Genomic DNA, 23200 nt, shown 5'->3' with positions numbered 1-23200 from the left:
GGGCCGGTCTCGCAGTGCATGATGTGCTCGTCCTGGCTGTGGACGGCCCGCTCCGGGCAAAGGTGCTGGATGATGAGTGGTTCCGGGGCGGTCATGACGCCTGTGCCGTCGGTGATGTCAGTGGTGGCTGCAAGGGTGGCGACATGCTTCCTTGGAATCTGCTCGATCTCGACAAGGCCCTGCGAGTCGGCTGGGCCGGCGACACCAGTTCCCCCAGCGACATCAGCGGCATCGCATGGCAGCCGGGCAACCCGGCCTGGGGCCACTGCGACGTCACCGCATTGATCGTCCATGACATATTCGGTGGCGACCTCGTCGTCGGCGAGGTGCACCAGGAGGGCCGGCCGCAGGGCTTCCACTGGTGGAACCGGCTGCCCAGCGGCGTGGAACTCGACCTGACCCGTGAGCAGTTCCAACACGGTCAGGCCATCACCGCGGCCCGCGTCGTCCAACGTCCGCCGGGCCCGCTGCCCCGCCGGTGGGAGGAGTACCTCCTCCTGCGCGAGCGCGTGATGAAGCATCTTGGCCCGCTTCCGGAGCACGTCTGAGGACGCGGGGAGAGGTTGGTGGAGTGGCTTGGCCCCCGCGGGCCCGTGGTTGCCCGTGTGAGGCGGGGGACCCCGCCTCCTCTCCGGCGCACGGGCCCGGGCCGGTCACCTCCGTCTCAGGGGCGGGTGACCGAGTCCTCGGTACCCCTGGCGCCGGTGTCCGTGTCCCTGCGGCCGGCGCCCGTCAGGTCGCGGAGGACGGCGATCGCCAGGACGAGGGCGGCGGCCAGCAGCGACATGACGACCTGTTCGCGTCCGGCTTCATCGGTCAGCATGTAGACGATGACGGACGAGATCATCGCGATGGTGACCCAGGTCAGATACGGGAAGAGCCACATCCTGACGACCAGTTTCTCCGGCTGCTCGCGCAGGATGATGCCGCGCATCCGCAGCTGGGTGAAGCAGATCATCAGGCACACGAACAGGGCCACCGCGCCGGACGAGTTGAGCAGGAAGTCGAAAACGGTGTCCTTCCAGTGGTAGTTGAACCATACGGCGACGAAGCCGAAGACGACGGAACCGAGGATCGCGGCCTGCGGCACACCGCGGGCGTTGGTATGCGCGAAGGCCTTGGGCGCGTCTCCGCGCCGGCCGAGGGAGAAGGCCATGCGGGAGGCGGTGTAGAGACCGGAGTTGAGGCAGGACAGGACGGCGGTCAGGACGATGACGTTCATGACCTGACCGGCGTGCGGAATGCCGATCGAGTTCAGGGCGGCGACGTACGAACCGTCCTTGAGTACGGGCGGTCGGCGGCGACCCGGTCGATCGGCAGCAGGGTTCCGTCGAGGATCAGCTCCCGTACCGACTTGCCGACGAAGGACGGGAAGATCTGTTCCGGTCGCTTGGTCGCGTCGTAGAAGTGCAGGGCGCTTTCGGTTGACAGGGCGTCGGTGAAGACGGGGTGCCCTTGAACTTGCCCGATGGGGCCGGCGTAGTCGAAGCGGAGGGGTTGTATGCGCCGACCTCGACGTAGGGGGTCCACAGTGGGTGAGTTGACGGTCATGGTCCTGTCCAGCCCCGCGAAGACGCGCTGGAGGTTTTCCTTGCGCGTACTTGGCTCCCAGGTCCGGTGAGCTGTAGAGAGGGTCCAGGTGGGCCGAGCGTCCCAGACGCCGAGGAGTTCGTCGCGCTTGGTGACGGCTGGGTGAGCCGGGGGTTGGGGTCGCTGGAGCTGGCGTCGATGGACGAGCTGAAGTGCTGTCCGATCCGCCACTGCTTTGCGTCCTCGTCCCCCGAGGAGCCTTTGAACAGAGGCGCACGGCCCGCCCCCTGGGAACTACCGGTCCTGCCGCGGCACGCTCCGGCAGGCACCCACTGTCGCCGGGCGCACAGGCAGTCGTCGAATAAGAAACTATTCAAAAGCGGATAATCGCCCGCACGCCGCTGCGCCTCGACTTGCACCCACGGCGCCGCAACGTGAGACTCTTAATTTAGAACCGAATGCGCAGCGTCGTCGACGCAACGAGTCCGCGTGAATGCGCTTTCGCCTCACCTGTAGAGCGGAGTATCAACTCAGCAGTCGCCGTAGGCGGGTGCATCGTCATGGGCAACTTGTTGGCTCCATCCACAGCACAGTCGGCAGCGGAAGCCCCGTAATCTCAGCCGACGGCGAGACCGTGACAGCCATAGCGAAGACCACCACCCAGTGGCATGTGGCTACGCACTATCTGCCGCAGAGTCAGTGCGCTGCGAGGGGAAGCCGTTGGGGTCGCATTGAGGTGACCAGGCACTTCGGTGACTTTTCCGCCGCTACTACCGGGACCCCGGCATACGAGGGCTTGACGAACACGCCAATTATTTCCGTTAGTGCACAAGAAATAAATTCATTTGTTGACCCTTCAGCGGTGCCCACCCACGGGATCCCCGAAGTCCGTCAGGTGACCCCATCCACGAAAGCTGAAAGGAAACGCGCATGAACGACTCTTCCGTTGGACCCCCTCTCGCCGGCAGGTCCTACATGGAGCTTTTCTATGCCGAGATCGAGGGGATAGGTCGACACATTCGAGACACACAGATCGCTGGAATCTGCGAGGCGATGAAGGTCGCCTACGAGTGTCAGGCCTCCGGCGGTCGGATCTTTTCGCACGTCCTGGTGGGGCACTTCGCTATGTTCGCGGCAAGCCCTGGCATTCCCGGGCAGCCCTCGGTGCTGCCACAGCGTGCCGACCGGAACATCTCAGCGGATTACAAACAGATGAAACCGGGTGACTTCTTGCTCACGAACGGCGCATCGCTGATCAACCCCGACAAAGGAACCATTCCCGATGTTGGACCGGACGAAGCTCGCGCCCGAGGCGCGTACACCGTCGGCATCACCTGCAGTTATGCCCGCTTCTATAAGACCCCTATCGGGTCTCTCTTGCCGGTCAAGATGAGCGCCTCGCTCGAGCAGATTTGCGACCGTGTGCTCGACAGCGGCTGCACTTGGAGTTGCGGCGTGATCTCGACTCCAGCGATTCCCGAGTTCAAGATCATCTCTTCTAGTGGTCTCTCGCAATTCCTCGTCTATTGGGCCTGCACAGCCGCTTTGTGCAAGCAGATCAGTAGCGAGGGATCCGATGACGGCGCTGGCGTGGCCCGTGAATACCTCGACAATGCCCTGAGGAGCTTTGAGCGGATCCGCGAGCAAGAATTCGAGCTAATCGATCGCGTGGCGTGTGCCTGGGCCGACCGCATCCTGCTCTTCGCGGAGTCCGCAGATCGCCCGCGCCTTCTCGTGTATGGGCATCCACAGGCCGGAACGCCCTACGAAGGCACTCAAAACATGTTTGTTAATGAGGCCTACGAGACGGCCGCTGGCAGCATGATCATGCAGCCCTACGACTTGTACAAGACGCAGCTCAAGGCCAACGACATCGTGCTCATCGGCGCGATCAGCCCCGACAACAGCGACGAGATCCAGGTCGCTCAGTACGCCAAGCAAATCGGCGCGATGGTCGTCGCGTTTGGCCCCTTCGACGGAAATGGAGGTGTCAGCTCTCTCAGCGACTACGTGGACGTCGCCATCAACACGCACAGCCGCGACGGCGCGGGCATCCTCGACATCCCGGGCTTTGACGAGCCGGTTTGTCCGATCAGCGGGCTTTCCGGGAATCTGGTGCTTTGGCTGCTGACTGCTCAGTGGACTTATCACATGGTCCAACGCAACCAGACGCCCAACTACTGGCAAAACTACTGGGAAGTCGGGGCGATCGAATACGACGATCAGGCCCAAGCGAGCTTTCTCGAGCGCGGCTATTGAAGCCCTCGCGGCACCGCTTCCCAACCGCACACCGTCCTTTCTCGATTGTGGAGTCCTAAACATGTCTACCCCGTCTGCGAGCGTCGGTTCACGTCCCGTCGTGCTCAGCGACCGACAAGGCTTCGACCGGCGCTGGTTCGCCTCGAAGCTCGAGGCAGTTTATGTCCCCAAGAACGATGCTGAGGCGGTCACACAAGTCAGCGAAGCCATCTCCCGCTACGGGCGCGAGGTCAAGGTCGTGTCCGGGCGCCACTGCTACGAGAACTTCGTATACAACGGTACGACCAAGGCCATCGTCGACATGTCTTCGATGAACCGTGTCGGCTGGGATGAACGACGGGCCGTTTTCTTCATCGAGGCAGGTTGTGAGAACTGGTCCGTTTACCGAGTCTTGCTAAACGGTTTCAGCAAGACGCTTCCCGGAGGAAGCTGCTACTCGGTCGGTGCCGGGGGTCACATCACCGGGGGTGGATACGGACTCTTGTCGAGATTGTGCGGTTTGATCGTCGACCACCTCAGCGCGGTCGACATCGTGACCTGGAACGCGTCGTCGAACAGTGCTGAGCTGCATCACGTGTCGGCGATGAGCGCCTCGAACGACGAACGAGACCTCTTTTGGGCCCTACGGGGGGGCGGATGCGGCAATTTCGGTGTCATCCTGCGCTACTACTTTGATGAGCTGCCCGAGGCCCCGGAGTTCGCTTCGATCTACACCCTCTCCTGGGACTGGACATCGATCGACACAGATTCCTTCGCGGACTTGCTTGCCTGCTATGCAGACTTCGTGAGTGACATGCCCGAGAACGAGTTCAGCTTGCTGAAGCTCACGCACGTATCGTCCGGGCAGCTCGGCATGATCGTCCAAGCCGTGTCTCCCGAAGGGGCCACTCACCTCGACCACCGGACCGAGGTCGAGCGACGGTACACAGAAGCGCGAACGCGCTTCGGGGCGATCGTCGACCACGCGCCGTTGCGAAACCCGCTCGGCGGCCATCCAGCTTGGACGACGGCCCCTATAGGCAACCAGAGCGTTCAACACGTTACCTACCTCGAAGCGCTGCAGACTCTGAACGGTTCGGGGCCCAACCAGTTCGGCAAGTACAAGTCCGCCTACATGAACAAGCCCTTCCCGCCGAATCAAGTTGCTGCGATCCATCGCTGGCTCAACACGACCCCAAAAGGTGTCTCCCAGTCGGATATGAGCCAGAGTCTCTTGCAGGTCGACAGTTACGGGGGGGCCATCAACCGGGTTGCTCCCGGCGCGACCGCAGTTCCCCAACGCGACGCGATCATGAAGCTGCAGTATCAGACCTACTGGCTCAATGCTTCGCGTCCTGGCGAGGGAAGACAGGCCCCCTACGACACCCAAGCCGAGGCCCATCTGGGATGGATCAACGAGTTCTACCGAGAGGTCTACGCCGAGTACGGCGGGACCCCCGACCCGGCCAATGATCCGAGTGGAACGGTTGCAGGCGCATACTACAATTACCCGGACAGTGTTCTCGGCACACACGCCGAGGGCAACATCGATGACGCGCTGTGGCTCTACTTCCTCAATAACTTCCGCAACAACCAACGGAACCTCGTTGCCGTAAAGCGCCGCTGGGATCCGGCGAACATCTTCCATCACGCGCAGTCGATTCCAGTGGAGTGAGGTGATCTCATCAAGATCGACTCATCAAGATCGACGTGCCGGGGGCTGATCAGCGGGATGCCCTCGGTTTTGAACAGGCCGAGCGTGAAACTCCATCCGGGCGTTGTCGCAGGCGTCGCCGACCGATCCGATCGAGGCGGCGATGCCGGCCTTCTCCAGCTGCGGCCGGGTCGACGTGAGGGACGTTTATTGGGCGAATTCAACCGGTCGTCGCAACACTGGTTTGTTGGGCTGATAGTAGGTGCTCGTTCAGGGCTTCAGCGGGTGTTTTCCAGCCGAGTGTTTTCCGGGGCCTGCTGTTGAGGGTGTGCGCCACGGTCTGGAGCTCCTCTGGCGACCACCTGGCCAGGTCGGTGCCCTTGGGAAAGTACTGGCGGAGATGCCCGTTCGTGTTCTCGTTCGTCCCGCGCTGCCCAGGGCTGATGCGTTCTCAGGTGGCGAGATGAAGGGATTCGCCGGGTCTGATGGGACGAGGGGCAGGCTAGGTGCTCCGTTCGAGGCGAACTGGGGGCGTCGTGCCCGACCGGTATCGCGCCTGCGTCGAGCGAGGGTCAAGCGCCCCTGGACCCGGTTCATTGGAGGTCCGGGCACCCGGCGATCGACGTGGGCGCCCCCGCGGCGTCACAGGAAGACGGCCATGGACATCACGACGGCCGCGAAGGCGAGGAAGAAGATCACAACCTGCAGGACGGTCAGTTGTTTCATGGGCTGCCCTGAACGCACTAGTTCCATCTGACGCCTGAGGTGCACGGCGAACACGAGCCGCATGATCGCCAGCCCCAGCGCGGTCGCCGTGAACAGCATCAACGGTGTCTCGCCCTCGTGACCTCGCGCCGCCGAGCTCAGGACAATGAATGCCGCACCGGCCAAGGGCGGCAGCACCATCATCAGCTTGTGCCGTCTCGTGATGACCAGCGACTGCATCGCCACGGCCAGGGCAATTCCGGACACGACAGATGCTATCCACCACTCGGTGGTCGAAAATGTGGAGGTAAACACGGATTTCTTTTTCCCTTTGCCGATATTGCGGATGGACACGCCCGGTGGGGCAGGTGATGCGTACGTCGAGTTCGGCGCGCCCGTCGACGGGGGGTGCGCTCGGGTTGCTCGCCAAGGGGGCTCAAGGGGACGGGGGTCGCTGCTCCGGCCGGGTCCACTCCGGCTCGGAAGATGGTCCGGCAGCCACAGCAAGAGCGCGCAGACCGAGGGGCTGATGAGGGCGCATATGGCGGCCACAGTGCGAACGGAGCCACGCCCACCGGCGGCCTGACCCCCCGCCGGATGGCGCGGATACGAGAAAGCAGTCCGCTCTCCATCACCGCCTTCGACATAGTGCCCGCATGGTCTGGTCCATCCCCGGCGGACACGGTAGATCACGGTTCGAGGGGCCAACCATTCCGGGTTCAGGCAGTCTCCGGGCCCGTTGACTGCTACTGAGGTTTTCGGCGTGATGTCGTCGGGGGCTGACGATGCGTGATCGTCGCGGTATGCCGGCTGTGTGAGATATCCGCAGGGTGGTGGGCTGACGCCTGAACGGCAGGCGTTTCGCGAGCGGATCCGGCTGGAGGCCGCGGAGCGATTCGCTGCCGGTGTCTCCAACGCCGAGGTCGCCAAGGACTTACGGGTGAGTGTGCGCTCGGTGCAGCGCTGGCGCCGGGCCTGGCACGACGCCGGCACCGAGGGGCGACTCCTCCGTCGTCGTGCCCGGCCGGGTACCGGCGTCGGTCTCGTCCTGCCGGACCCACTTGCGCAGCGCCTCGGTCGTGCCGATGCCGAGCTTCGCGGTGACCTCTTTCATCGCGGCCCACTCGGTGTCGTAGTCGGGCCGCACCTCGGCGAAACCATCCGCACCGCACGACGGCGCAGCACAAGCAGGTACGGGGGAGGACGTGCCATGACTCGGTCCTCTCAAATGATCGAGTCCCTACCGAACCCAAATCGGTTCACATCGTGTGGCCGGGAGCGTTGACGTCTATTGGGCGACCCGGAATGCGCCGGCCCGCGCCCTTGCCCGCCCCAGCGTTTTGAGCATTTGTATGAATCAGTTCGCCGGGAGTCTGGCATCTGTCCATGGTGTGCAGGCGAGGCCGCTTCTAGCGTCGGTGCACGCGAGATTCCGCCGGGCGACCCCCGGCGCTCTTCGCCGGCCAGGGTGGTCCTCATCGAGGGCCGGCGAGTCCCGGGGCCCTTCCTGCTCCTGGCGTCCTGCGCAAGCGAATCCGGTGGTTCGGGCGATTGCGGTTGCGATGGAGCAGATCCACTGTCCATGTGTCCTCCGGCTCTGTCGGCCGGACTGAGCGGGCACGTTCGCAAGCATTACGGCAGGCACGTCCGCGGGCACATCCGCAGGCATACGGTGCTTCCCCTCCGCCCGCGACGTCAGCCTCTGCCGTTGGAGCTGCCCGCACGGGCGGCGTACGGCCAGACCCGACCACTATCCGATGGGAGTTGACCAGTGAATGCCGCATCCGGGCAGTCAGCCCCGCCTACCGGCGTCATCCTCGGCGGACCGGCCGCCGGCGGCCGGCCCGCCACGACAAGCGACCCCGAGTGCCACTGCGGCCGGCTGCTCGTCAGCTGCGACGGCTGCCAGACCCTCCGCTGCCTGGACTGCGAGCCCTACCGTTCCGATGACTGCCTCTTCGACCTCTGATTCGACCTCTGAGCATTCCCGCAGCGACGTCCACGCCGAGGAGAACCCGCATGAAGCGTTGAGTGGTCCGCTCACCGCGGGGGGAGGACAGGAGCGCTATTTCGTCGTCATCGGCAGCGATATGGCGCGCAGGGTCTGTGGTTCCCTGCGGTCGGCGGGCCACCTCGTGCGCCACCTGGCGCAACCCACGGACGGCGATCTGCGCCAGGTGCTCGACCGGGAGGTGGCCGGTGTCGCGATCCTTCTGGACGACGATGTCCAGTCCTTGCGCTACGCGCTCGCCGTCGAGCACATCTGCCCCGGCGTCAGGCTGGTGGTGACGGTCTTCGACCGGACGGTGGCCGACCAACTCGTGCGCGTGGTGCCCAACTGCCGGGTCACGTCGCCGGCCGACGTCGCCGCTCCCGTACTCCTCGCCGCGTGCCTGCAGCCCGACCTGCTGGCCCTCGACCGGACCTCCTCGGGCCACGTCGGCGCCCGGTGGGAGGAGGACACCGTGAGGCTCGAGACGTACCGGCCGCCTCGCTCCCTGAGATACCGGGCCAGGCTGGGAAAGATTAGAGGGCAGCTGCGACCGCACGACGGCAGCTCGCGGATCATGCTGACCGGTCTCGCCGGGCTGCTCGCGGTGCTCCTCGCGGACTGGGGCTGGTCCGTGACCTTCAATCACCGGCCCCCGGCGGAAGCCTTCTTCGAGGCCGTACGAACGGTGTCCACCGTCGGCCCCGCGTCCGCGCACGGCTCGAACGCGTATCTGGTATTCGCCGGCCTGGCGATGCTCATCACCATCGTCTTCACCGCCGTCTTCACCGCCGGCATGGTCGACCGCCTGCTGGCCCCTCGCTCGATCGGCATGGTGGGCCCCCGTGCGCTTCCCCGCGCGGGGCACGTGGTGGTCGTCGGGCTCGGCCAGGTGGGGCTGCGACTGTGCACCCGGCTGCAGGACCTCGGTATCGGGGTGATCGCGGTGGAACGTGACGCGGCGGCCCCCAACCTCCGCCTGGCCAAAGCACTCGGCGTCCCCGTCGTCGTCGCCGACGCCACCGACAAGTTCGTGCTGCGCAGGCTCAGCCTCCACACGGCTCAGGCCCTGGCCGCAGTCGCCTCCGACGATCTGGACAACATCGCGGTCTCCGTAGCCGCACGAGCGGTCGCACCTGACCTGCGTGTGGTGATCAGGGCGGGCGATCACGAGGCCATCGCCGAGACACAGTCCCTGTTCAGGATCGGCATCGTGCACGACCTGGGCAGTCTGAGCGCCGCGTTCACGACCGCAAGCCTGATCGGGCTACGGCCGCGAGGCGTACTCGCACACGGCAAGCGGCTCCTCGTGGAGCGCGCGAACGGGAGTTTCGTGCAGTGGCCCCACGCGGTCCGGTGCGATCACCCACAGGACAGGCACGCCGACGGCCCACAGCAGGTCCGTGAAAGCTGAGGGGATATGGCGAGTCGGGAAGGTTCCGTCATCGGGCACTCGGGCCGCCGTCCCTCGCCGTGGCGGGGGTCGGCCTGCGGCATCTGCTGATGTCGCAGGCCGGACCACTGGTGGAGCCGCAGGCCGCCCCGACGGTGCTCGACGTCGAGGCACGTGAGGTCGGGATCCTCGCCCCGACGGGTCCGCGCGGCGCTCGGACCTGGTGAGACCGTCCGCAGCCCTGCGGACCGGCGCAGCGTTGTGACCACCCGTGACCGTCTGCGAATTGGACGGGCGTTTGCCCTGCGCTGTACGGACGCTGTACGGGCGTTAGTGCACTTCTCGCCACAGTGGCATCACCCGCTCCACTTCGGAGAACGGGCCGGAGGACCGGGCCACGGCTGCCCATGACAGAGCCGCTCCACTGCTCCCTGGGCAACCCGGCGCCCTTGATTCCTCCGGACTGATTCGGCACCACACTGGAAGGCGAAGAATCATGGGTAGTGCTGCTGTGCGGCCTCAGCGCAGGGCCATTCTCACCGGCGGGCTGGCGGCGGCCACCGCGGCCGTCCTCACCGGCTGTTCGTCGGACAAGGACAGCGCGAACTCGGTGAATCCGGCGAACGCCGGTGCGGAGGCGTCGTCGCCTTCTCCCTCCGCGGGCCCACGGCCGGACTCCGCCAAGGCGGCGTACGCGAGGCTGATGAAGGGCAACGAGCGCTGGGTGAACGGAGTGCTGCAGCACCCCAACCAGGACGCCCGCCGCCGCGCAGCCGTCGCCGACGCGCAGAATCCTTACGGCGTGATCGTGTCGTGCATCGACTCCCGGGTACCGCCGGAGCTGGTCTTCGACACCGGGATCGGCGACCTGTTCGTGATACGCACCGGCGGGCAGGTCGTGCAGCCGGTGGTCGTCGGCTCCATCGAGTACGGGCCCCTCACGTCGGGAACCCCGCTCGTCGTTGTGCTCGGCCACCAGAACTGCGGTGCCGTCAAGGCGGCGTACAAGGCGTTGAAGGAGGACGAGAAGCTGCCGGGCAGCCTGCAGTCGATCGCCGACGTCCTGCGTCCGGCGTACGAGGAGACCGTCAAGACCAAGCACGCCGACCCCATCGACGCCATGATCCGTCTCCACGCCAACCGGACCGCCGCCGAGCTGCGGTCCGACCCCGCCCTCACCCCGCTCGTGAAGAAGGGCGACCTGGCCGTGGTCAGCGCCTACTACTCGCTCGAGACCGGCCGGGTGGAAGTCCTCACGGGAGCCCCCGCCGCCTGATCGCTGCACCGGCCGCCCTGCGCCGGCCGGCCCGTGTCCTTACGAATCGGCCGGACCGGCCGGCGTCGACGCGATGCGGGCCCCGCAACCCCGAATGCCGGTCTGCGGTCCGCTCGGTGACGCGGCCTCAGGGACGGCTGCCGCGGCGTCACAACCCGCGGCAGCCGTGCGACAACGCCTCCGGTTCAGGACAGCACGCGGTAGGTCACGTGCGTGGCCAGTTTCGCCGCCCGCGACTTCACCTGCTCCAGTTTCAGCGGCGGGACGCCCTCGAACAGTCGCGTGCCGGCGCCGAGCGTGAGCGGCGCAATGTGCAGCCGCAGCTCGTCGATCAGGCCGGCGGCGAGGTACTGGTTGATCGTGGTCGAGCCGCCCTGGATCGCGACATCGCCGTCCCCGGCCGCGGCGCGGGCCTGTGCCAGTGCCGACGCGATTCCGTCGGTGACGAAGTAGTACGTGGTGCCGCCGTCCATCGGCTGCGGCTCACGCGCGTGGTGGGTGAGCACGAACACCGGCGCGTGGAACGGCGGATCGTCGCCCCACCAGCCGTTCCACTGCCGGTCCCACTCGCCGCGCACCGGGCCGAACATGTTGCGCCCCATGATGTATGCCCTGGCGGCGGTCATCTGCTCGACCTCGGCCCGGTTCTCGTCGGGGGTGTCGAACATCCAGGCGTGCAGCTTGTCGCCCGAGCCGTCGCCGCCGTCGTCGCCGAACGGGCGCTCCTCGGTCTGGTCGAGTCCGGCCGAGTAACCGTCGGCCGAGATCGTGATGTCGCTGATCACCCTGCCCATTCGTCCGGTCACTGCTCTCTCCCTCATGGCCGAGCGGCGAGTTCTCCCGCAATTCTGTGGCACGGCCCGGTCCAGCAGCTTCCAGCACGGCGAATCCTGACCATGGGCGGCGCGCCGCACGTACGCCTGCCGGATCGACAGCGCCACGCCGCGGCGTGGTGGTAGCGGTCGGTCAGTGGGCGCCGGGCCGGTGCTCGGTGATCCAGTGGGCGGCGAGGAGTCCGGAGGCTGCGGTGAGGGCCGCGGCGGCGACGACGGTGGCGCCCAGGCCGAGGGTGTCGGCGAGGATGCCGGCGACCAGGGCGCCGGCGGCGTAGCCGATGTCGCGCCAGAAGCGGTAGGTGCCGAGGGCGTTGGCCCGCCAGGCGGGGTGGGCGTGGTCGGAGACGGACGCGATGAGGGCCGGGTAGACCATGGCGGTGCCCAGGCCGAGGGCGACGGCGGACAGGATGCCTGAGAGCAGGGGCCGGTCGAGCAGGGCGAGGGCGATGACGAACCCGGCGGCCTGGACGAGCATGCCGTGGACGATGAGGGGCTTGCGGCCGACGCGGTCGGCGAGGTGACCGGTGGGGATCTGCCCGAGGCCCCACAGGATGGGGTAGAGGCCCTTGATCAGGCCGACGGCGGCCAGGCCGAGGCCGTGGTCGGTGAACAGCAGGGGGAAGACGCCCCAGGTGAGGCCGTCGTTGAGGTTGTTGACCAGCCCGGCCTGACTCGCGCCGCGCAAGGAGCGGTTGTGCCAGGACGTACGGGCGAACGTGGCCTTCAGGCCGGTGTCCCCGTCGGTGGTCAGGGGCTTGGGATGATGGGCGAGTTCGAGGGCGACGTGGGCGGCGGTGTCACGGACGACGAGGGCCAGGGCGAGCCCGGCGGCGACGAAGACGACACCGATGAGCTCGGGAACCGGGCGCAGGCCGTAAGCGGTGGCGAGGTAGCCGGTGAGCAGGGCCGTGACGCCGACTGCGGTGTATCCGGCGGCCTCGTTCAGGCCGGTGGCCAGGCCCCGGCGTGAGGGGCCGACGAGGTCGATCTTCATGTTGACGGTCATCGACCAGGTCAGTCCCTGGTTCAGGCCGAGCAGGACGTTGGCGGCGACGATCCAGCCCCACGACGGCGCCCAGGCCAGGGCGAAGGGGACGGGGATGCCGATCAGCCAGCCGGCCACCAGCAGCTGCTTGCGGCGGAACCGGGCGGTGAGCGCCCCGGCGGCGAGGTTGGTCAGGGCCTTGGTGAGGCCGAAGGCGATGATGAACGAGAAGACCGCGAGGTCACTGGTCAGCCCGAACGTCTCGGAGCCGATGAGCGGGACGGTGGTGCGCTCGAGGCCGACCAGGCCACCGACGCAGACGTTGACGACGACCAGCAGGCTGAACTGCAGCCGGTTCTCCCGCAGACCGAGCCGTATCGGCCGCCCGGCGGCGTCGGTCGATGGGGCGGCCGCAGGGGTGGCGTTCACGAGCGGGTGTTCTCGGTTCCCTTCACGAGCCGCAGTCCGTGGTGGGCGGCGTAGTCGGCCGGTCCGCCGTCGAGGACGGCGACATCGGTGTGGCCGGCACGCTCCAGGAGGCTGGCGGCGGTCATGGCGCGTTCGCCGTGCCCGCAGGCCACGACCGGACCGTGCGGGGCATCGGCGGCAGCAGCGGGAAGGCCGCCGAGCTCGAGGTGCACCGCGTCCGGGACGTGCCCGGCGGCGAACTCGGATTCCTGCCGCACATCGACGTAGGGACGGCCCGCGGCGCGGTCGGCGGTGACGAACGCGGTGGTGGTCCGGCGGTTGCCGTCGGCGAGCCAGGCGCTCATGCCGCCGGCGAGGCGGCCGGCGAGGCGCTCGTATCCGATCTTGTATGCCTGCCGGACGATCTCACTCGGATCCTGGTCCTCGCCGGTGACGAACGCCAGAGGCGCGGTGTCGGGCAGGAGCCAGCCGAGCCAGGTGGCGAACTGGTCGCGCAGGGGGATGGACAGGGAGCCGGGGATGTGACCGGCGGCGTAGTCGGCGGCCGGCCGGACGTCGACGACGTGGCCGCCCTCGGCTGTCAGGGCCCGGACCTGCTGGGGGGACAGGGCGGGCAGCAGCGGATCCGCGGTCAGCACGGCGGGGCCGCGGCGGTTGATCTCGGCGAGCCGGTCGAAGTACGCGGGGTAGGTGCCCAGGCTCGCGGTCAGCCGGGACGCGAAGGTGTCCTCGTCGGGCGCGCCGAGCAGCGCGTTGGTCTGCTTCTGTGCGCCGATGGTGGTGGTGCGCTCGGTGCCGGGCGGGGCTGAGCAGAAGGACCCGGCGCCGTGGGTCGGCCACACCGCGGTCTCGTCCGGCAGCGCGGTCAGCCGCTTCAGCGACCGGTACTGGGCGCGGGCCAGCTCCTCCGTACGGTCGGCGCCCAGGAGGTCGGTGCGGGCGGCGGAGCCGACGATCAGCGACCCGCCGGTGAACACCCCGAGCTCCCGGGAGCCGTCCAGCAGCAGGAACGACAGGTGCTCGTCGGTGTGCCCCGGCGTGGCCAGGGCCCGCAGCGTCAGGCCGCCCAGGTCGACCTCGTCACCGTCCGCGAGGCCCCGGTGGGCGAAGGCGCGGCGGCCGGCCGCGGAGGCGAGCACCGTTGCGCCGGCGTCGTGGCCGAGCTGGACGGCGCCGGACAGGAAGTCGGCGTGCAGATGCGTGTCCGCGGCGAACGCGACATGCAGGCCGCGCCGCTCGGCCGCCGCGTGCAGGGCGCGCAGGTCACGACTGGCATCCATGGCCAGGGCGCGGCCGTCACCGAGGTCGAGCAGATAAGCGCTGTTGCCCAGCCCTTCGTCTACGAGCGGGACGAGGTGATCGTCCGCGAAGCCCATGGCCTCCTCCAAGATCTCGGAACAGGGTGTGTGGTCACGATCCCCTCACTCATCTACAATAATCCATGGATTTATGGAGGATGTCTTGCCGGAGAACACGAAGAGCGCGACGAAGTCGCGGCTGTACGACGCGTTCGCGGCCGGCGGCAAGGCGCTGGCCAGCGGAAAGCGACTGGAGCTGCTGGATCTGCTGGCCCAGGGCGAGCGCACTGTCGACGCGCTGGCGAAGGCGGCGGGCCTGAACCTGACCACCGCGTCGGCGCATCTGCAGATCCTCAAGCAGGCCGGGTTCGTGGCCACCCGACGCGAGGGCGTGCGCATCCACTACCGACTGGCCGGCGACGACGTCGCCCAGCTGTTCGCGTTGCTGCGCAAGGTCGCCGAGAAGCACCAGGCGACGGTCCCGGCCGCCCGCGACGCCTACCTCGGGCAGGACGCTGGGGCGGAAGTCTCTCGCGAAGAACTGCGGGCCCGGGTGGAGTCCGGGGGCGTCGTCATGCTGGACGTCCGGCCGGTGGAGGAATACCGGGCCGGGCACATTCCGGGCGCGATCTCCATTCCGGCCGAGGAGCTGGCCGAGCGGATCGACGAACTGCCCGAGGAGGCCGAGATCGTCGTCTACTGCCGCGGCGAGTACTGCGTCCTCGCCTACGACGCGGTGCGGCTGCTGACCGGCTGCGGGCGTCGGGCGATCCGTCTCAACGACGGCATGCTGGAGTGGCGCCTTTCGGAACTGCCCGTCGACGCCTCGGACCTGACGTGACCGGCCCGGGCGGCGACCTCCCGCCGCACCCGGGACCGGCGGGCCTTCCGCACCCGGGACCGGCCGGCGCGCCGCACCGGGGACCGGCCGGCGGACCGGTCCGCCTCGATCACAACGCCACCGCACCGGTCGACCCGCGCGTCGCCCAGGCCATGCCGCCGTGTCCGACGGAATTCGGCAACCCCTCCAGCGGCCACCCCGCGCCGAGAAGCCTCGCCCGGCGCCGGCCGAGGCCCGCATCCGGGTTGCCGATCTGACCGCCGACCTCACCCAGGCCCTCGACGCCGACTGGCGAACACATCCCCTTGCGCACCGGACCCCAGCCCCCGGAACCGGACCCGTGCCGGTGCGCCACCCCGCCCGCACCCCTGTCCCGGAAGAGAACATGACCAGCAGCGCCGCCCCCGCCGACACGACGGCCCACATGTCCGACCCCGCCCAGGCGCAGCGCCGCGTCCTGCGCGTCCTGGTCGCCTCCCAGGTCCTGAGCGGCGCGGGCCTGGCCGCCGGCGTCACCGTCGGCGCTCTCCTCGCCCAGGACATGCTCGGCTCCACCGGCCTCGCCGGACTGCCAAGCGCCCTGTTCACCGCCGGATCCGCGCTGGCCGCCGTCGCCGTCGGACGCATCTCCCAGGCCCGCGGCCGCCGCCCCGGACTCGCGACCGGATACCTCATAGGCGCCATCGGTTCCGCGGGCGTCATCATCGCCGCCGTCCTGGACGACCCGGTGCTGCTGTTCATCGCCCTGTTCGTCTACGGCGCCGGCACCGCCACCAACCTCCAGGCCCGCTACGCCGGAGCCGACCTCGCCGCACCCGGCCACCGGGGCCGGGCCGTCTCCACCGTCCTGGTCGCCACCACCCTCGGCGGCGTTGCCGGCCCCAACCTCGCCGCCCCGACCGGAACGCTCGCCGAAAACCTCGGCATCCCGAATCTCGCGGGGCCCTTCATCCTCTCCGGTGCGGCATACGCACTGGCCGCGCTCGTTCTCGCCCTCTGGCTGCGCCCCGACCCGCTCCTCCTGGCCCGCACCGTGGCCCGGGTGAAGGAAGCCGACGCCTCTGCGCACCCGGCCGCCGACGTCGACGACACGAGCGCGGGTGGCGGGGGCGTCGTCCTCGGCGCGCTGGTCATGGTCCTCACCCAGCTCGTCATGGTCGCGATCATGACCATGACGCCGATCCACATGCACGACCACGGCCACGGCACCGCCGCCTCCGGCTTCGTCATCGCCGTCCACATCGGCGCCATGTACCTGCCCTCTCCGCTGACCGGCTGGCTTGTCGACCGCTACGGCCGCATGAGGATCGCCGCCGCCTCCGGCGTCACCCTGCTGGCCTCCGGGGTCCTCGCCGCCGCGGCACCCGGGGACTCCGTCGGCCTCCTCGCGCTTGCTCTCGCGCTGCTGGGGCTGGGCTGGAACTTCGGCCTCGTGGCCGGTACGGCGATCATCACGGACACCGTGCCACTGGCCACCCGCGCAAAGACCCAGGGCCTGGTCGACGTCTCCATCGCGATCGCCGGCGCCACCGGCGGTATGGCCTCCGGCATCATGGTCGCCGCCACCGGCTACCCCGCCCTCGCCCTCACCGGCGGCATCCTTTCCCTCGCCCTCCTGCCCGCCGTCGCTGCCACCGCGTACCGCCGATGAGCCCCATGAATCACGAGAGCCCCGCGCCGGACATCACCGTCGACGGCACCGGCCTGCTGTGCGTCACCCTCCTGCTCCGCCTCCGCGAAGAGATCGACGGCGCCGAACCGGGCACCGTCGTTCACGTCATCGCCACCGACCCGGCCGCCCCGCTGGACCTGCCCGCCTGGTGTCACATGACCGGCCACCACTACCTCGGACCCGTCCCTGACCACGATCGGGACGTCTACGCCCTCCACCTCGCCGCGCGGCCGACGCCCACCCGCCCCGATGCGCCCTGGCACCGGCCGCGGGGCTTCGCGGGACCGGCGCGGTCCGCTGAAACACAAGCCGGGCGATAAGGGTCAATTTCTATGGTTTCACCCCTTTTGCGAGTGCGCGTCGAGCACTATCCTGGTAGTGCCTACGGGGCGAGCGAGGGAGTTCGACCGGAGTAGCCGACTTTGGCGGAAGTTGCCGCCGGGGCCGACGTCGACGGTCGGGCTGAGAGGTCTGAAGGTCGGAAGACCGGAGGACGACCCCCATCACCTGATCCGGACAATGCCGGCGCAGGGAGCCCGTCTCGTAGGTTTTTCGTGTGTCGAGGCGGCGGGCAGTCGCACCGCGGGACGTACGTGTACCCGTACGAGTACGGGAGGCGCGGCGCCGAACGGCTCGACGTCGGCCACCACTCCCTCGTCGTCAGCCACCACTCCTCGGTGATGCCTGCCGGGAGCTGAGCCGCAGCGCGATCCGCACGCAGAGCCCGCCGCCCGGAGCGTCCCGCAGGGCGACGCGGCCGCCGTCGTCGGTCACCAGCTGCTTGGCGATGGCGAGACCGAGCCCCGACCCGGACCTGCCGGTCAGTCCCTGGCCACGCCAGAACCGGTCGAAGGCCCGCGACTGCTCGGCGGCCGACATGCCGGGGCCCTGGTCCAGGATCTCCAGTACCACCTCGTCCGGCTGGACTTCCGCCCGCACGGTTATCGTCCCGCCGTCGGGAGAGACTGCCAGGGCGTTGGAGAGCACGTTGTCCAGCACCTGCTCGAGGTGGCCGGGACTGGACAGCGCCTGCAGCCGGCCGTCGAACTCCTTCGCCAGCGTGATCGCCACTCCTCGCTCGTCGGCGGCCGGCCGCCACACCGAGAGCCGCTCCTCCACCGTCTCCCGCAGGGGGAGCGGCTCGACGGCCGACACCTTGGCCTCCGCCCGGGCCAGCACCAGCAGCCCGTTGACGAGCCGGCTCATCCGCACCACCTCCGCGGTGGCCTGATCAACGTCCTGGCGGACGAAGTCGTCGTCGATTCCGTCCGCGATGTTGTCGAGGGACAGCCGCAGCGCCGTCAGGGGTGTGCGGAGCTGGTGCGAGGCGTCGGCGACGAAGATGCGCTGGGCCGCGACCAGAGTGTCGAGGCGCTCGGCACCCTGATTGAGCGTGCGTGCCAGTGTCTGGGTCTCCGCCGGTCCGGTGACCGGTGACCGTGCGGTGAGATCTCCGTCGCTGAACCGGCTCGCCATGGCGTTCAGTTCGCGCAGCGGACGGGTCAGCCGACGGGCCACCAGAGCGCCGAGGCCGGCCGCCACGGCCAGGACGGCGACGGCGAGGATCGCGCGGAAGCCCCAGATCGTCCACAGCCGTTCGGTGAGATCCGAGGTCTTGTACGTGATGCGTACGGCGCCCGCTATGTCGCCGGGGTCGGTCTGGGACCGCGCCGGAACGGTGATCGTCAGCTGCCGGCCCCAGACGAAGGTGGAGCCCCAGTCGACACTGCGTTTCCCGTTCTCCAGGGCGAGGGTCAGCGCGGCGTCGTACGGCTCGCCGGACCGGGCAGGCCGCTGAAGCGGCGCCACTCCGGCTCCCTGGGCCGTGATCACCTGGACGGTGCCCGGCGTCTCGTCCTCGTAGGCCTCGGCCATCTGAACCAGCGCCTCGCGGGAGGCGGGGTCCGGGTCGGCGAGGAGCAGCGCCATCGTCGTGGCCTCACGTCGCACTGCCAACTCGGTGTCGCCGCGGAGTTGGTCGGTGAGGGTGAACGCGACCGGCACGGTGAAGGCGGCGACGGCGACGGCGACCAGCAGGACGTAGCTGACGATCAGCTGGCGGATCATCGCGTGGTACCGGCCGGGTCGCCTCCGGTGCTGATGCCGTCGTTGACGATCAGGCGGAAACCGACTCCGCGCACCGCCTCTATGGATATCGCCCCGGTGAGTTTGCGGCGAAGGGCGGCCACATGCACGTCCAGCGTCTTGGTGGGCCCGAACCAGTTCGCGTCCCAGACCGCTTCCATGATCTGTTCGCGGGACATGAGTGCGCCCGGTTCCTCGGTGAGGAATGCCAGCAGGTCGTACTCCTTCGGGGTGAGCGCCACTTCCGTGCCGTCCAGGTGGACCCGGGCGGCCTTGCGGTCGACGGCCAGCCGGTGCCCGTACCGGTCGGGGCCGCCCGCGTCGAGCGCCCCCTGCTGCGCGGGACTCGGAGTGACGCGGCGCATGACCGCTCTGATCCGGGCGATGACCTCGCGCACCCCGAAAGGCTTGGAGACGTAGTCGTCGGCGCCGAGCTCCAGGCCGACGACGCGATCGGTCTCGTCGCTGCGGGCGCTGATCACGATGATCGGGACCGAGTCTCCGCGCTTCTGGAGCGCCCGGCACACGTCGAGCCCATCGGTGTCGGGCAGCCCGAGGTCGAGCAGGATCAGATCGAATACGGGGTCCGCGTCCAGCGCGGCCCTGCCCGTGGCGACCCACTCCACCTCGAACCCATAGCGAATCAGCCCGCGCCGGAGCGACTGGGCGACCGGCTCATCGTCTTCTACCAGGAGTACTCGCACGTGACGCACCTTAGTGAGGCCTGATCTGCAGGGGAAAGCAAGGAGGTTCGCGGCCGACCGATGCCCGGCCGGGGGCCCGACGGTCGGGCTGCATGTCGACGAGGCGCCGGGTCCCCGGTTCGCTCGGCGTTCCGTCAGGAGCCGGGGGCGGGAGGGGGATCGCTCACCCGACGACGTCGGCGGGCCGTTCGGCCGACGTGGCGCCGGGCGTGGGGACGCGGCTGGACTCGGCCAGATGGCGACCGCGGGTCTCGGGAGCCAACGTGACGCAGACGGCGAATCCCAGAAGGGTGATCAGGGCCATGATCAGCATGGTGGGGCCGGCGCCGATGCGGTCCAGCCCCACGGGCAGGAGGTACGTTCCGATGGCGGCGCCGATACGGCTGACCGCCGTGCCGACTCCCACCGCGGTCGCGCGCACCTCGGTCGGGAACAGCTCGGTCGGGTAGATGAATTCGAGAATGCTCGGGCCGCCGGAGAAGAGGGCGTAGGCGCAGAAGCACACGAGAACGACGGCGACGGGTGCGGTGGGCGCCAGGCCGAGGACGGCGAGCGGGACCGCCATGAGGGCGAACGACCAGACGATGAGAGGGCGCCGTCCCCATGTGTCGATGAGGCGCAGTGCGGGGAGGCAACCGGCCAGGAAGAGCAGGCTGATCAGCGCCGATCCGATGATCGAGCCGTTGCCGGCGGACATCCCGAACGCGCTGAGGATCGTCGGGCCGAAGGTGTAGATCGCGAACAGCGGAACGATCTGCAGGAGCCAGAAGAGGCTGACGAAGGCGGTGCGCCTGAGGTATTCGCCACGGAAGACCTCGGCGAAGCCCAGGCCGCGCGAGGTCTCGTCGTCCACCAGGGATGCGATCGCCTCCGGAGTGGCCTCCTTGCCGTAGACACGGGTCAGTACGGCCTGCGCCTCGTCCAGGCGACCGCGGCTGACGAGCCAGCGGGGCGACTCCGGCGTACCGATGCGCGCGATGATGAACGCGACGGCCGGGACGGCGGCGCTGCCCAGGGCCCAGCGCCATGCCTCGGTGCCCATGACATTGATCAGGGTGTAGCCGACGGCGTAGGCGGCCGTGGCCCCCACGAACCAGGCCATGATCAGCATCCCCATGACACGGCCCCGCTGTGCCTTCGGCAGCCACTCCGACAGTAGTGCGCTGCCGATGGCGTAGTCGGCGCCGAGAGCGATTCCGATGAGGAACCGCAGGGCGACCATCAGGGCCGGATCGCTCACGAACATGGACGCGACCGAGGCCGCGGCGATCACTACGAAGTGGAGGGTGAAGAGCAGCTGGCGGCCGATGCGGTCCGTCACCCGCCCGAAGACCAGGCCGCCGACGAAGAGGCCGATCAGCGCGGAGGCGCCGATCATCCCTTCCTCGCTCGCCGACATTCCGAGGTCGCTCATGCCCAGGACCACCACGCCCACGATGCTGAGCAGGTAACCGTCGAGGAACTGTCCGCCGGCGGTGAGTGCGAACATCTTTCTGTGGAACGGCCGGAAGCGGGCGTCGTCGATGAGGGAACTGCGCACTGGTCCTCCTTGTTGTCAGCCGGTGCCTGGGCGGCGTTGCGACCCACCGCATCCACGAGCAATCATGAGGTGTAATACCTCACCGATGGAGAGGGGTGCGCACGCACCGTGATGCCGGCTCGGAGATGACGGGCCGCTGCGGGTGCAGAGGGAAGGTGAGAGGCGAACGGCCGTCTCGAGGTGTGAGGTGTAATGCCTTACTGCTTCAGCAGAGGATTGGCCGATCGTCGCCCCGTGTCAAGACTCGGGGCTGATGTCGCTCGAGTCAGGAACCGGCGGAGTCGCCCTCGGCCCGGCCTGCCCAGATTCCGCGGCTGTGGGCGAGGTGCTTGCGCATGAGCTCGGTGGCCAGGTCGCCGTCCCCGGACTCGAGGGCGTCCACGATGGCGATGTGCTCCTCGCCGGACCGGGTCAGCTCGCCCTGATCCGCGAGCTTCTGCAGGCCCTGCATGCGGGCCTGGTCGCGCAGCTGGCCGACCATCGCCACGAGCCGGCGATTTCCCAGCAGTTCGAGCAGGCCGAGATGGAACTGCCGGTCCAGGTCGAGGAAGGAGGTGAGATCTCCTTCGCGTGCGGCGTCGGTGATCTGTTCGGCGAGCTTCCGGAACCGGGGCGCGGGGGCTCCGTTCAGCGTTCCGGCGACGTCGGCCATGGCGGGGGCTTCGAGCATCGTGCGGATGCGGAAGATCTCGTCGAGGTCATGGTCGGTGAGCACCGGAACGCGGAACCCGCGGTTGCGGATGATCTCGACCATGCCGAGATTGGCGAGGTCCATGATCGCTTCCCGGACCGGGGTGACCGAGACGCCGAGCGTCGCGGCGACGTTGATGACGCTCTCCACCCGTCCGGGTTCGATCTGCCCCAGCACGATCTGTGTCCGCACCGCCTCCCGTGCCTGCTCGCGGAGGCTCACGGACTTGAGCTGCCGGCTGCGTGCGGGACCCGTCGACGGGCGTGAAGTGGTCACGCCTTATGCATAACACGGGACACCCGACGCGTCGACGACGCTCTCTTGCCCCGATCAGTGAGGTGTAATACCTTACTGGCTCCTCCCGTGCAGGCGGCCGAGGAAGAACCTGCGACGAAGCGGAGTGCCATGAAGACCATCACCGTCGGTGAGCGTGAGATCCGCGAGGCCGTGACCATGGCCGAGGCGATCGATGCCGTGCGACGCGGCTTCGTCGACCTCGCCCGTGGAGCCTTCGAGATGCCCACCCGCACCGCGTTGCGGGACGGACAGTTCCTGGTGATGTCCGCGCACCACCGGCCGACCGCGTCGGCAATGATCAAGACGCTGAGCCTGAACTTCGAGCGCAAGCCCGCCATCGCGGGCACGGTGGTGTGGAGCGAGACCGGCCGCCTGGACCATCTGGTCGCCGACGCCGGGGCGGTGACGACGCTGCGCACCGGCGCGGCGATCGGCGTCGCCACCGACCTCCTCGCGGCACCGGAGGCCGGGCGGCTGACCCTGATCGGCGCCGGCGGGCAGGCCCCCGACCAGGTCCGCGCCGTCCACGCGGTACGACCGCTGCGCCGGCTGACCGTCGTGGACGCCGACCCACGACGCGCCCAGGCCCTCCTCGAGGTGCTGGAGCCCGAGCTGGCTGGAGTGGAGCTCCGCACCGCGGCCGACGCGGAGTCCGCCGTCCAGGACGCCGAGATCGTCTGCTGCGCGACCAATGCGACCAGCCCGCTCTTCACCGAGGCGGCGCTGCCCGCGCAGGTGCACGTCAACGCCATCGGCGCCTACCGCCCCACCATGCGCGAGCTGCCCGACGAGCTGCTCGCCGGCAGTACCGTCGTCATCGACGAACTCGACGCGATCCTGGAAGAGTCCGGCGAGATCATCCACGCCCTCGAAGCCGGTGCCGTCACCGAGGACGCCCTCATCGAGCTCGGCACCGCCCTGACCGCCCCCTCGGCGGACCGCGGCAAGCGGACCGTGTTCAAGACCGTCGGCGTCGCCATGCAGGACTGGGCCGTCGCCCGCCTGCTGGCCGAGAAGTTCCTCCCCTGACCCGGCG

19 protein-coding genes, 4 pseudogenes and 1 riboswitch are annotated in these 23200 nt (G+C 68.6%); of the genes and pseudogenes, 11 read left to right on the top strand and 12 right to left on the bottom strand.

Features of this window, described 5'->3' with window-relative positions:
* Window positions 1–143: 143 nt before the first annotated feature.
* Window positions 144–548 carry a hypothetical protein gene (locus OGH68_RS02385; protein ID WP_264241643.1) on the top strand — a complete coding sequence of 135 codons (405 nt, stop codon included), beginning with the start codon at window positions 144–146 and terminating at the stop codon, window positions 546–548.
* A gap of 116 nt (window positions 549–664) precedes the next feature.
* Here OGH68_RS02385 and OGH68_RS02380 read toward each other — a convergent pair.
* Both OGH68_RS02380 and OGH68_RS02375 read right to left on the bottom strand, forming a co-directional pair.
* Window positions 665–1288, bottom strand: a pseudogene (locus tag OGH68_RS02380) (amino acid permease); the annotation flags it as partial.
* On the bottom strand, window positions 1255–1551 hold the full coding sequence (locus tag OGH68_RS02375; RefSeq protein WP_264250452.1) for a hypothetical protein: 297 nt from the start codon (window positions 1549–1551) through the stop codon (window positions 1255–1257). The gene OGH68_RS02375 and the pseudogene OGH68_RS02380, both read right to left, overlap by 34 nt.
* 909 nt (window positions 1552–2460) lie before the next feature.
* On the opposite strand from OGH68_RS02375, the gene OGH68_RS02370 reads away from it, so the two are divergent.
* Together OGH68_RS02370 and OGH68_RS02365 are read left to right on the top strand one after the other, a co-directional pair.
* Complete coding sequence (locus tag OGH68_RS02370; protein WP_264241642.1) at window positions 2461–3789, top strand: hypothetical protein; 1329 nt, start codon at window positions 2461–2463, stop codon at window positions 3787–3789.
* Window positions 3790–3889: 100 nt separating this feature from the next.
* A complete protein-coding gene (locus OGH68_RS02365) occupies window positions 3890–5443 on the top strand; it encodes an FAD-binding protein (protein ID WP_264241641.1) in 1554 nt (517 codons plus the stop codon).
* A 199-nt stretch (window positions 5444–5642) separates the two neighbouring features.
* On the opposite strand, the pseudogene OGH68_RS02360 reads toward OGH68_RS02365, so the two are convergent.
* Window positions 5643–5864 (bottom strand): annotated as a pseudogene (locus OGH68_RS02360) (transposase); the annotation flags it as partial.
* 200 nt (window positions 5865–6064) lie between these two features.
* The gene (locus OGH68_RS02355) at window positions 6065–6481 is read right to left on the bottom strand and encodes a hypothetical protein (protein WP_264241640.1); all 417 of its coding nucleotides are present in this window, start codon (window positions 6479–6481) and stop codon (window positions 6065–6067) included.
* A 460-nt stretch (window positions 6482–6941) separates the two neighbouring features.
* Here OGH68_RS02355 and OGH68_RS02350 point away from each other — a divergent pair.
* Window positions 6942–7100 (top strand): annotated as a pseudogene (locus OGH68_RS02350) (helix-turn-helix domain-containing protein); the annotation flags it as partial.
* A gap of 27 nt (window positions 7101–7127) precedes the next feature.
* Here OGH68_RS02350 and OGH68_RS02345 read toward each other — a convergent pair.
* Window positions 7128–7339 (bottom strand): annotated as a pseudogene (locus OGH68_RS02345) (IS3 family transposase); the annotation flags it as partial.
* An 815-nt stretch (window positions 7340–8154) separates the two neighbouring features.
* Between OGH68_RS02345 and OGH68_RS02340 the strand changes: the two are divergent.
* From OGH68_RS02340 to OGH68_RS02330, 3 genes are all read left to right on the top strand, one after another.
* Window positions 8155–9531, top strand: coding sequence for an NAD-binding protein (locus OGH68_RS02340; protein WP_264241639.1), 1377 nt, complete (start codon window positions 8155–8157; stop codon window positions 9529–9531).
* Between the two features lie 59 nt (window positions 9532–9590).
* Window positions 9591–9737, top strand: a complete 147-nt coding sequence (locus OGH68_RS02335; RefSeq protein WP_264241638.1) for a hypothetical protein — start codon at window positions 9591–9593, stop codon at window positions 9735–9737.
* Window positions 9738–10006: 269 nt separating this feature from the next.
* Complete coding sequence (locus tag OGH68_RS02330) at window positions 10007–10786, top strand: carbonic anhydrase (RefSeq protein WP_264241637.1); 780 nt, start codon at window positions 10007–10009, stop codon at window positions 10784–10786.
* Window positions 10787–10971: 185 nt separating this feature from the next.
* Here OGH68_RS02330 and OGH68_RS02325 read toward each other — a convergent pair whose 3' ends face one another.
* The 3 genes from OGH68_RS02325 to OGH68_RS02315 all read right to left on the bottom strand — a co-directional run bounded on the left by OGH68_RS02325 (window position 10972) and on the right by OGH68_RS02315 (window position 14412).
* Window positions 10972–11592 (bottom strand): dihydrofolate reductase family protein, encoded by a 621-nt coding sequence (locus OGH68_RS02325; RefSeq protein ID WP_264241636.1) that lies wholly within the window; start codon window positions 11590–11592, stop codon window positions 10972–10974.
* Window positions 11593–11752: 160 nt separating this feature from the next.
* Window positions 11753–13036, bottom strand: coding sequence for an MFS transporter (locus OGH68_RS02320; RefSeq protein ID WP_264241635.1), 1284 nt, complete (start codon window positions 13034–13036; stop codon window positions 11753–11755).
* The gene (locus OGH68_RS02315; protein WP_264241634.1) at window positions 13033–14412 is read right to left on the bottom strand and encodes an MBL fold metallo-hydrolase; all 1380 of its coding nucleotides are present in this window, start codon (window positions 14410–14412) and stop codon (window positions 13033–13035) included. Before OGH68_RS02315 ends, OGH68_RS02320 begins: the two co-directional genes overlap by 4 nt.
* Window positions 14413–14497: 85 nt before the next feature.
* On the opposite strand from OGH68_RS02315, the gene OGH68_RS02310 reads away from it, so the two are divergent.
* The 3 genes from OGH68_RS02310 (at window position 14498) to OGH68_RS02300 (ending at window position 17167) form a co-directional block, all read left to right on the top strand.
* Window positions 14498–15175: an ArsR/SmtB family transcription factor gene (locus OGH68_RS02310; RefSeq protein WP_264241633.1), complete on the top strand. Its 678-nt coding sequence runs from the start codon at window positions 14498–14500 to the stop codon at window positions 15173–15175.
* A gap of 385 nt (window positions 15176–15560) precedes the next feature.
* Window positions 15561–16826 (top strand): MFS transporter, encoded by a 1266-nt coding sequence (locus OGH68_RS02305; RefSeq protein ID WP_264241632.1) that lies wholly within the window; start codon window positions 15561–15563, stop codon window positions 16824–16826.
* A complete protein-coding gene (locus OGH68_RS02300; RefSeq protein ID WP_264241631.1) occupies window positions 16823–17167 on the top strand; it encodes a sulfurtransferase TusA family protein in 345 nt (114 codons plus the stop codon). The genes OGH68_RS02305 and OGH68_RS02300 overlap by 4 nt, the downstream gene beginning before the upstream one ends.
* A gap of 65 nt (window positions 17168–17232) precedes the next feature.
* Window positions 17233–17398, top strand: a riboswitch (TPP riboswitch).
* Between the two features lie 109 nt (window positions 17399–17507).
* On the opposite strand, the gene OGH68_RS02295 is transcribed toward OGH68_RS02300, so the two are convergent.
* From OGH68_RS02295 to OGH68_RS02280, 4 genes are all read right to left on the bottom strand, one after another.
* Window positions 17508–18914: a sensor histidine kinase gene (locus OGH68_RS02295; protein ID WP_264241630.1), complete on the bottom strand. Its 1407-nt coding sequence runs from the start codon at window positions 18912–18914 to the stop codon at window positions 17508–17510.
* Window positions 18911–19636, bottom strand: coding sequence for a response regulator transcription factor (locus OGH68_RS02290; protein WP_264241629.1), 726 nt, complete (start codon window positions 19634–19636; stop codon window positions 18911–18913). Before OGH68_RS02290 ends, OGH68_RS02295 begins: the two co-directional genes overlap by 4 nt.
* A gap of 163 nt (window positions 19637–19799) precedes the next feature.
* Window positions 19800–21176 carry an MFS transporter gene (locus OGH68_RS02285; protein ID WP_264241628.1) on the bottom strand — a complete coding sequence of 459 codons (1377 nt, stop codon included), beginning with the start codon at window positions 21174–21176 and terminating at the stop codon, window positions 19800–19802.
* A 265-nt stretch (window positions 21177–21441) separates the two neighbouring features.
* Window positions 21442–22143 (bottom strand): GntR family transcriptional regulator, encoded by a 702-nt coding sequence (locus OGH68_RS02280; protein WP_264241627.1) that lies wholly within the window; start codon window positions 22141–22143, stop codon window positions 21442–21444.
* A 129-nt stretch (window positions 22144–22272) separates the two neighbouring features.
* Between OGH68_RS02280 and OGH68_RS02275 the strand changes: the two genes are divergently transcribed.
* Complete coding sequence (locus OGH68_RS02275; RefSeq protein WP_264241626.1) at window positions 22273–23193, top strand: ornithine cyclodeaminase family protein; 921 nt, start codon at window positions 22273–22275, stop codon at window positions 23191–23193.
* Window positions 23194–23200 lie beyond the last annotated feature (7 nt).

Origin of the sequence: Streptomyces peucetius, assembly GCF_025854275.1 — a bacterium.
Taxonomy (GTDB): domain Bacteria; phylum Actinomycetota; class Actinomycetes; order Streptomycetales; family Streptomycetaceae; genus Streptomyces; species Streptomyces peucetius_A.
The sequence above is the reverse complement of the archived record's forward strand: the minus strand, read 5'-3'. Positions and strand labels throughout refer to the sequence as shown.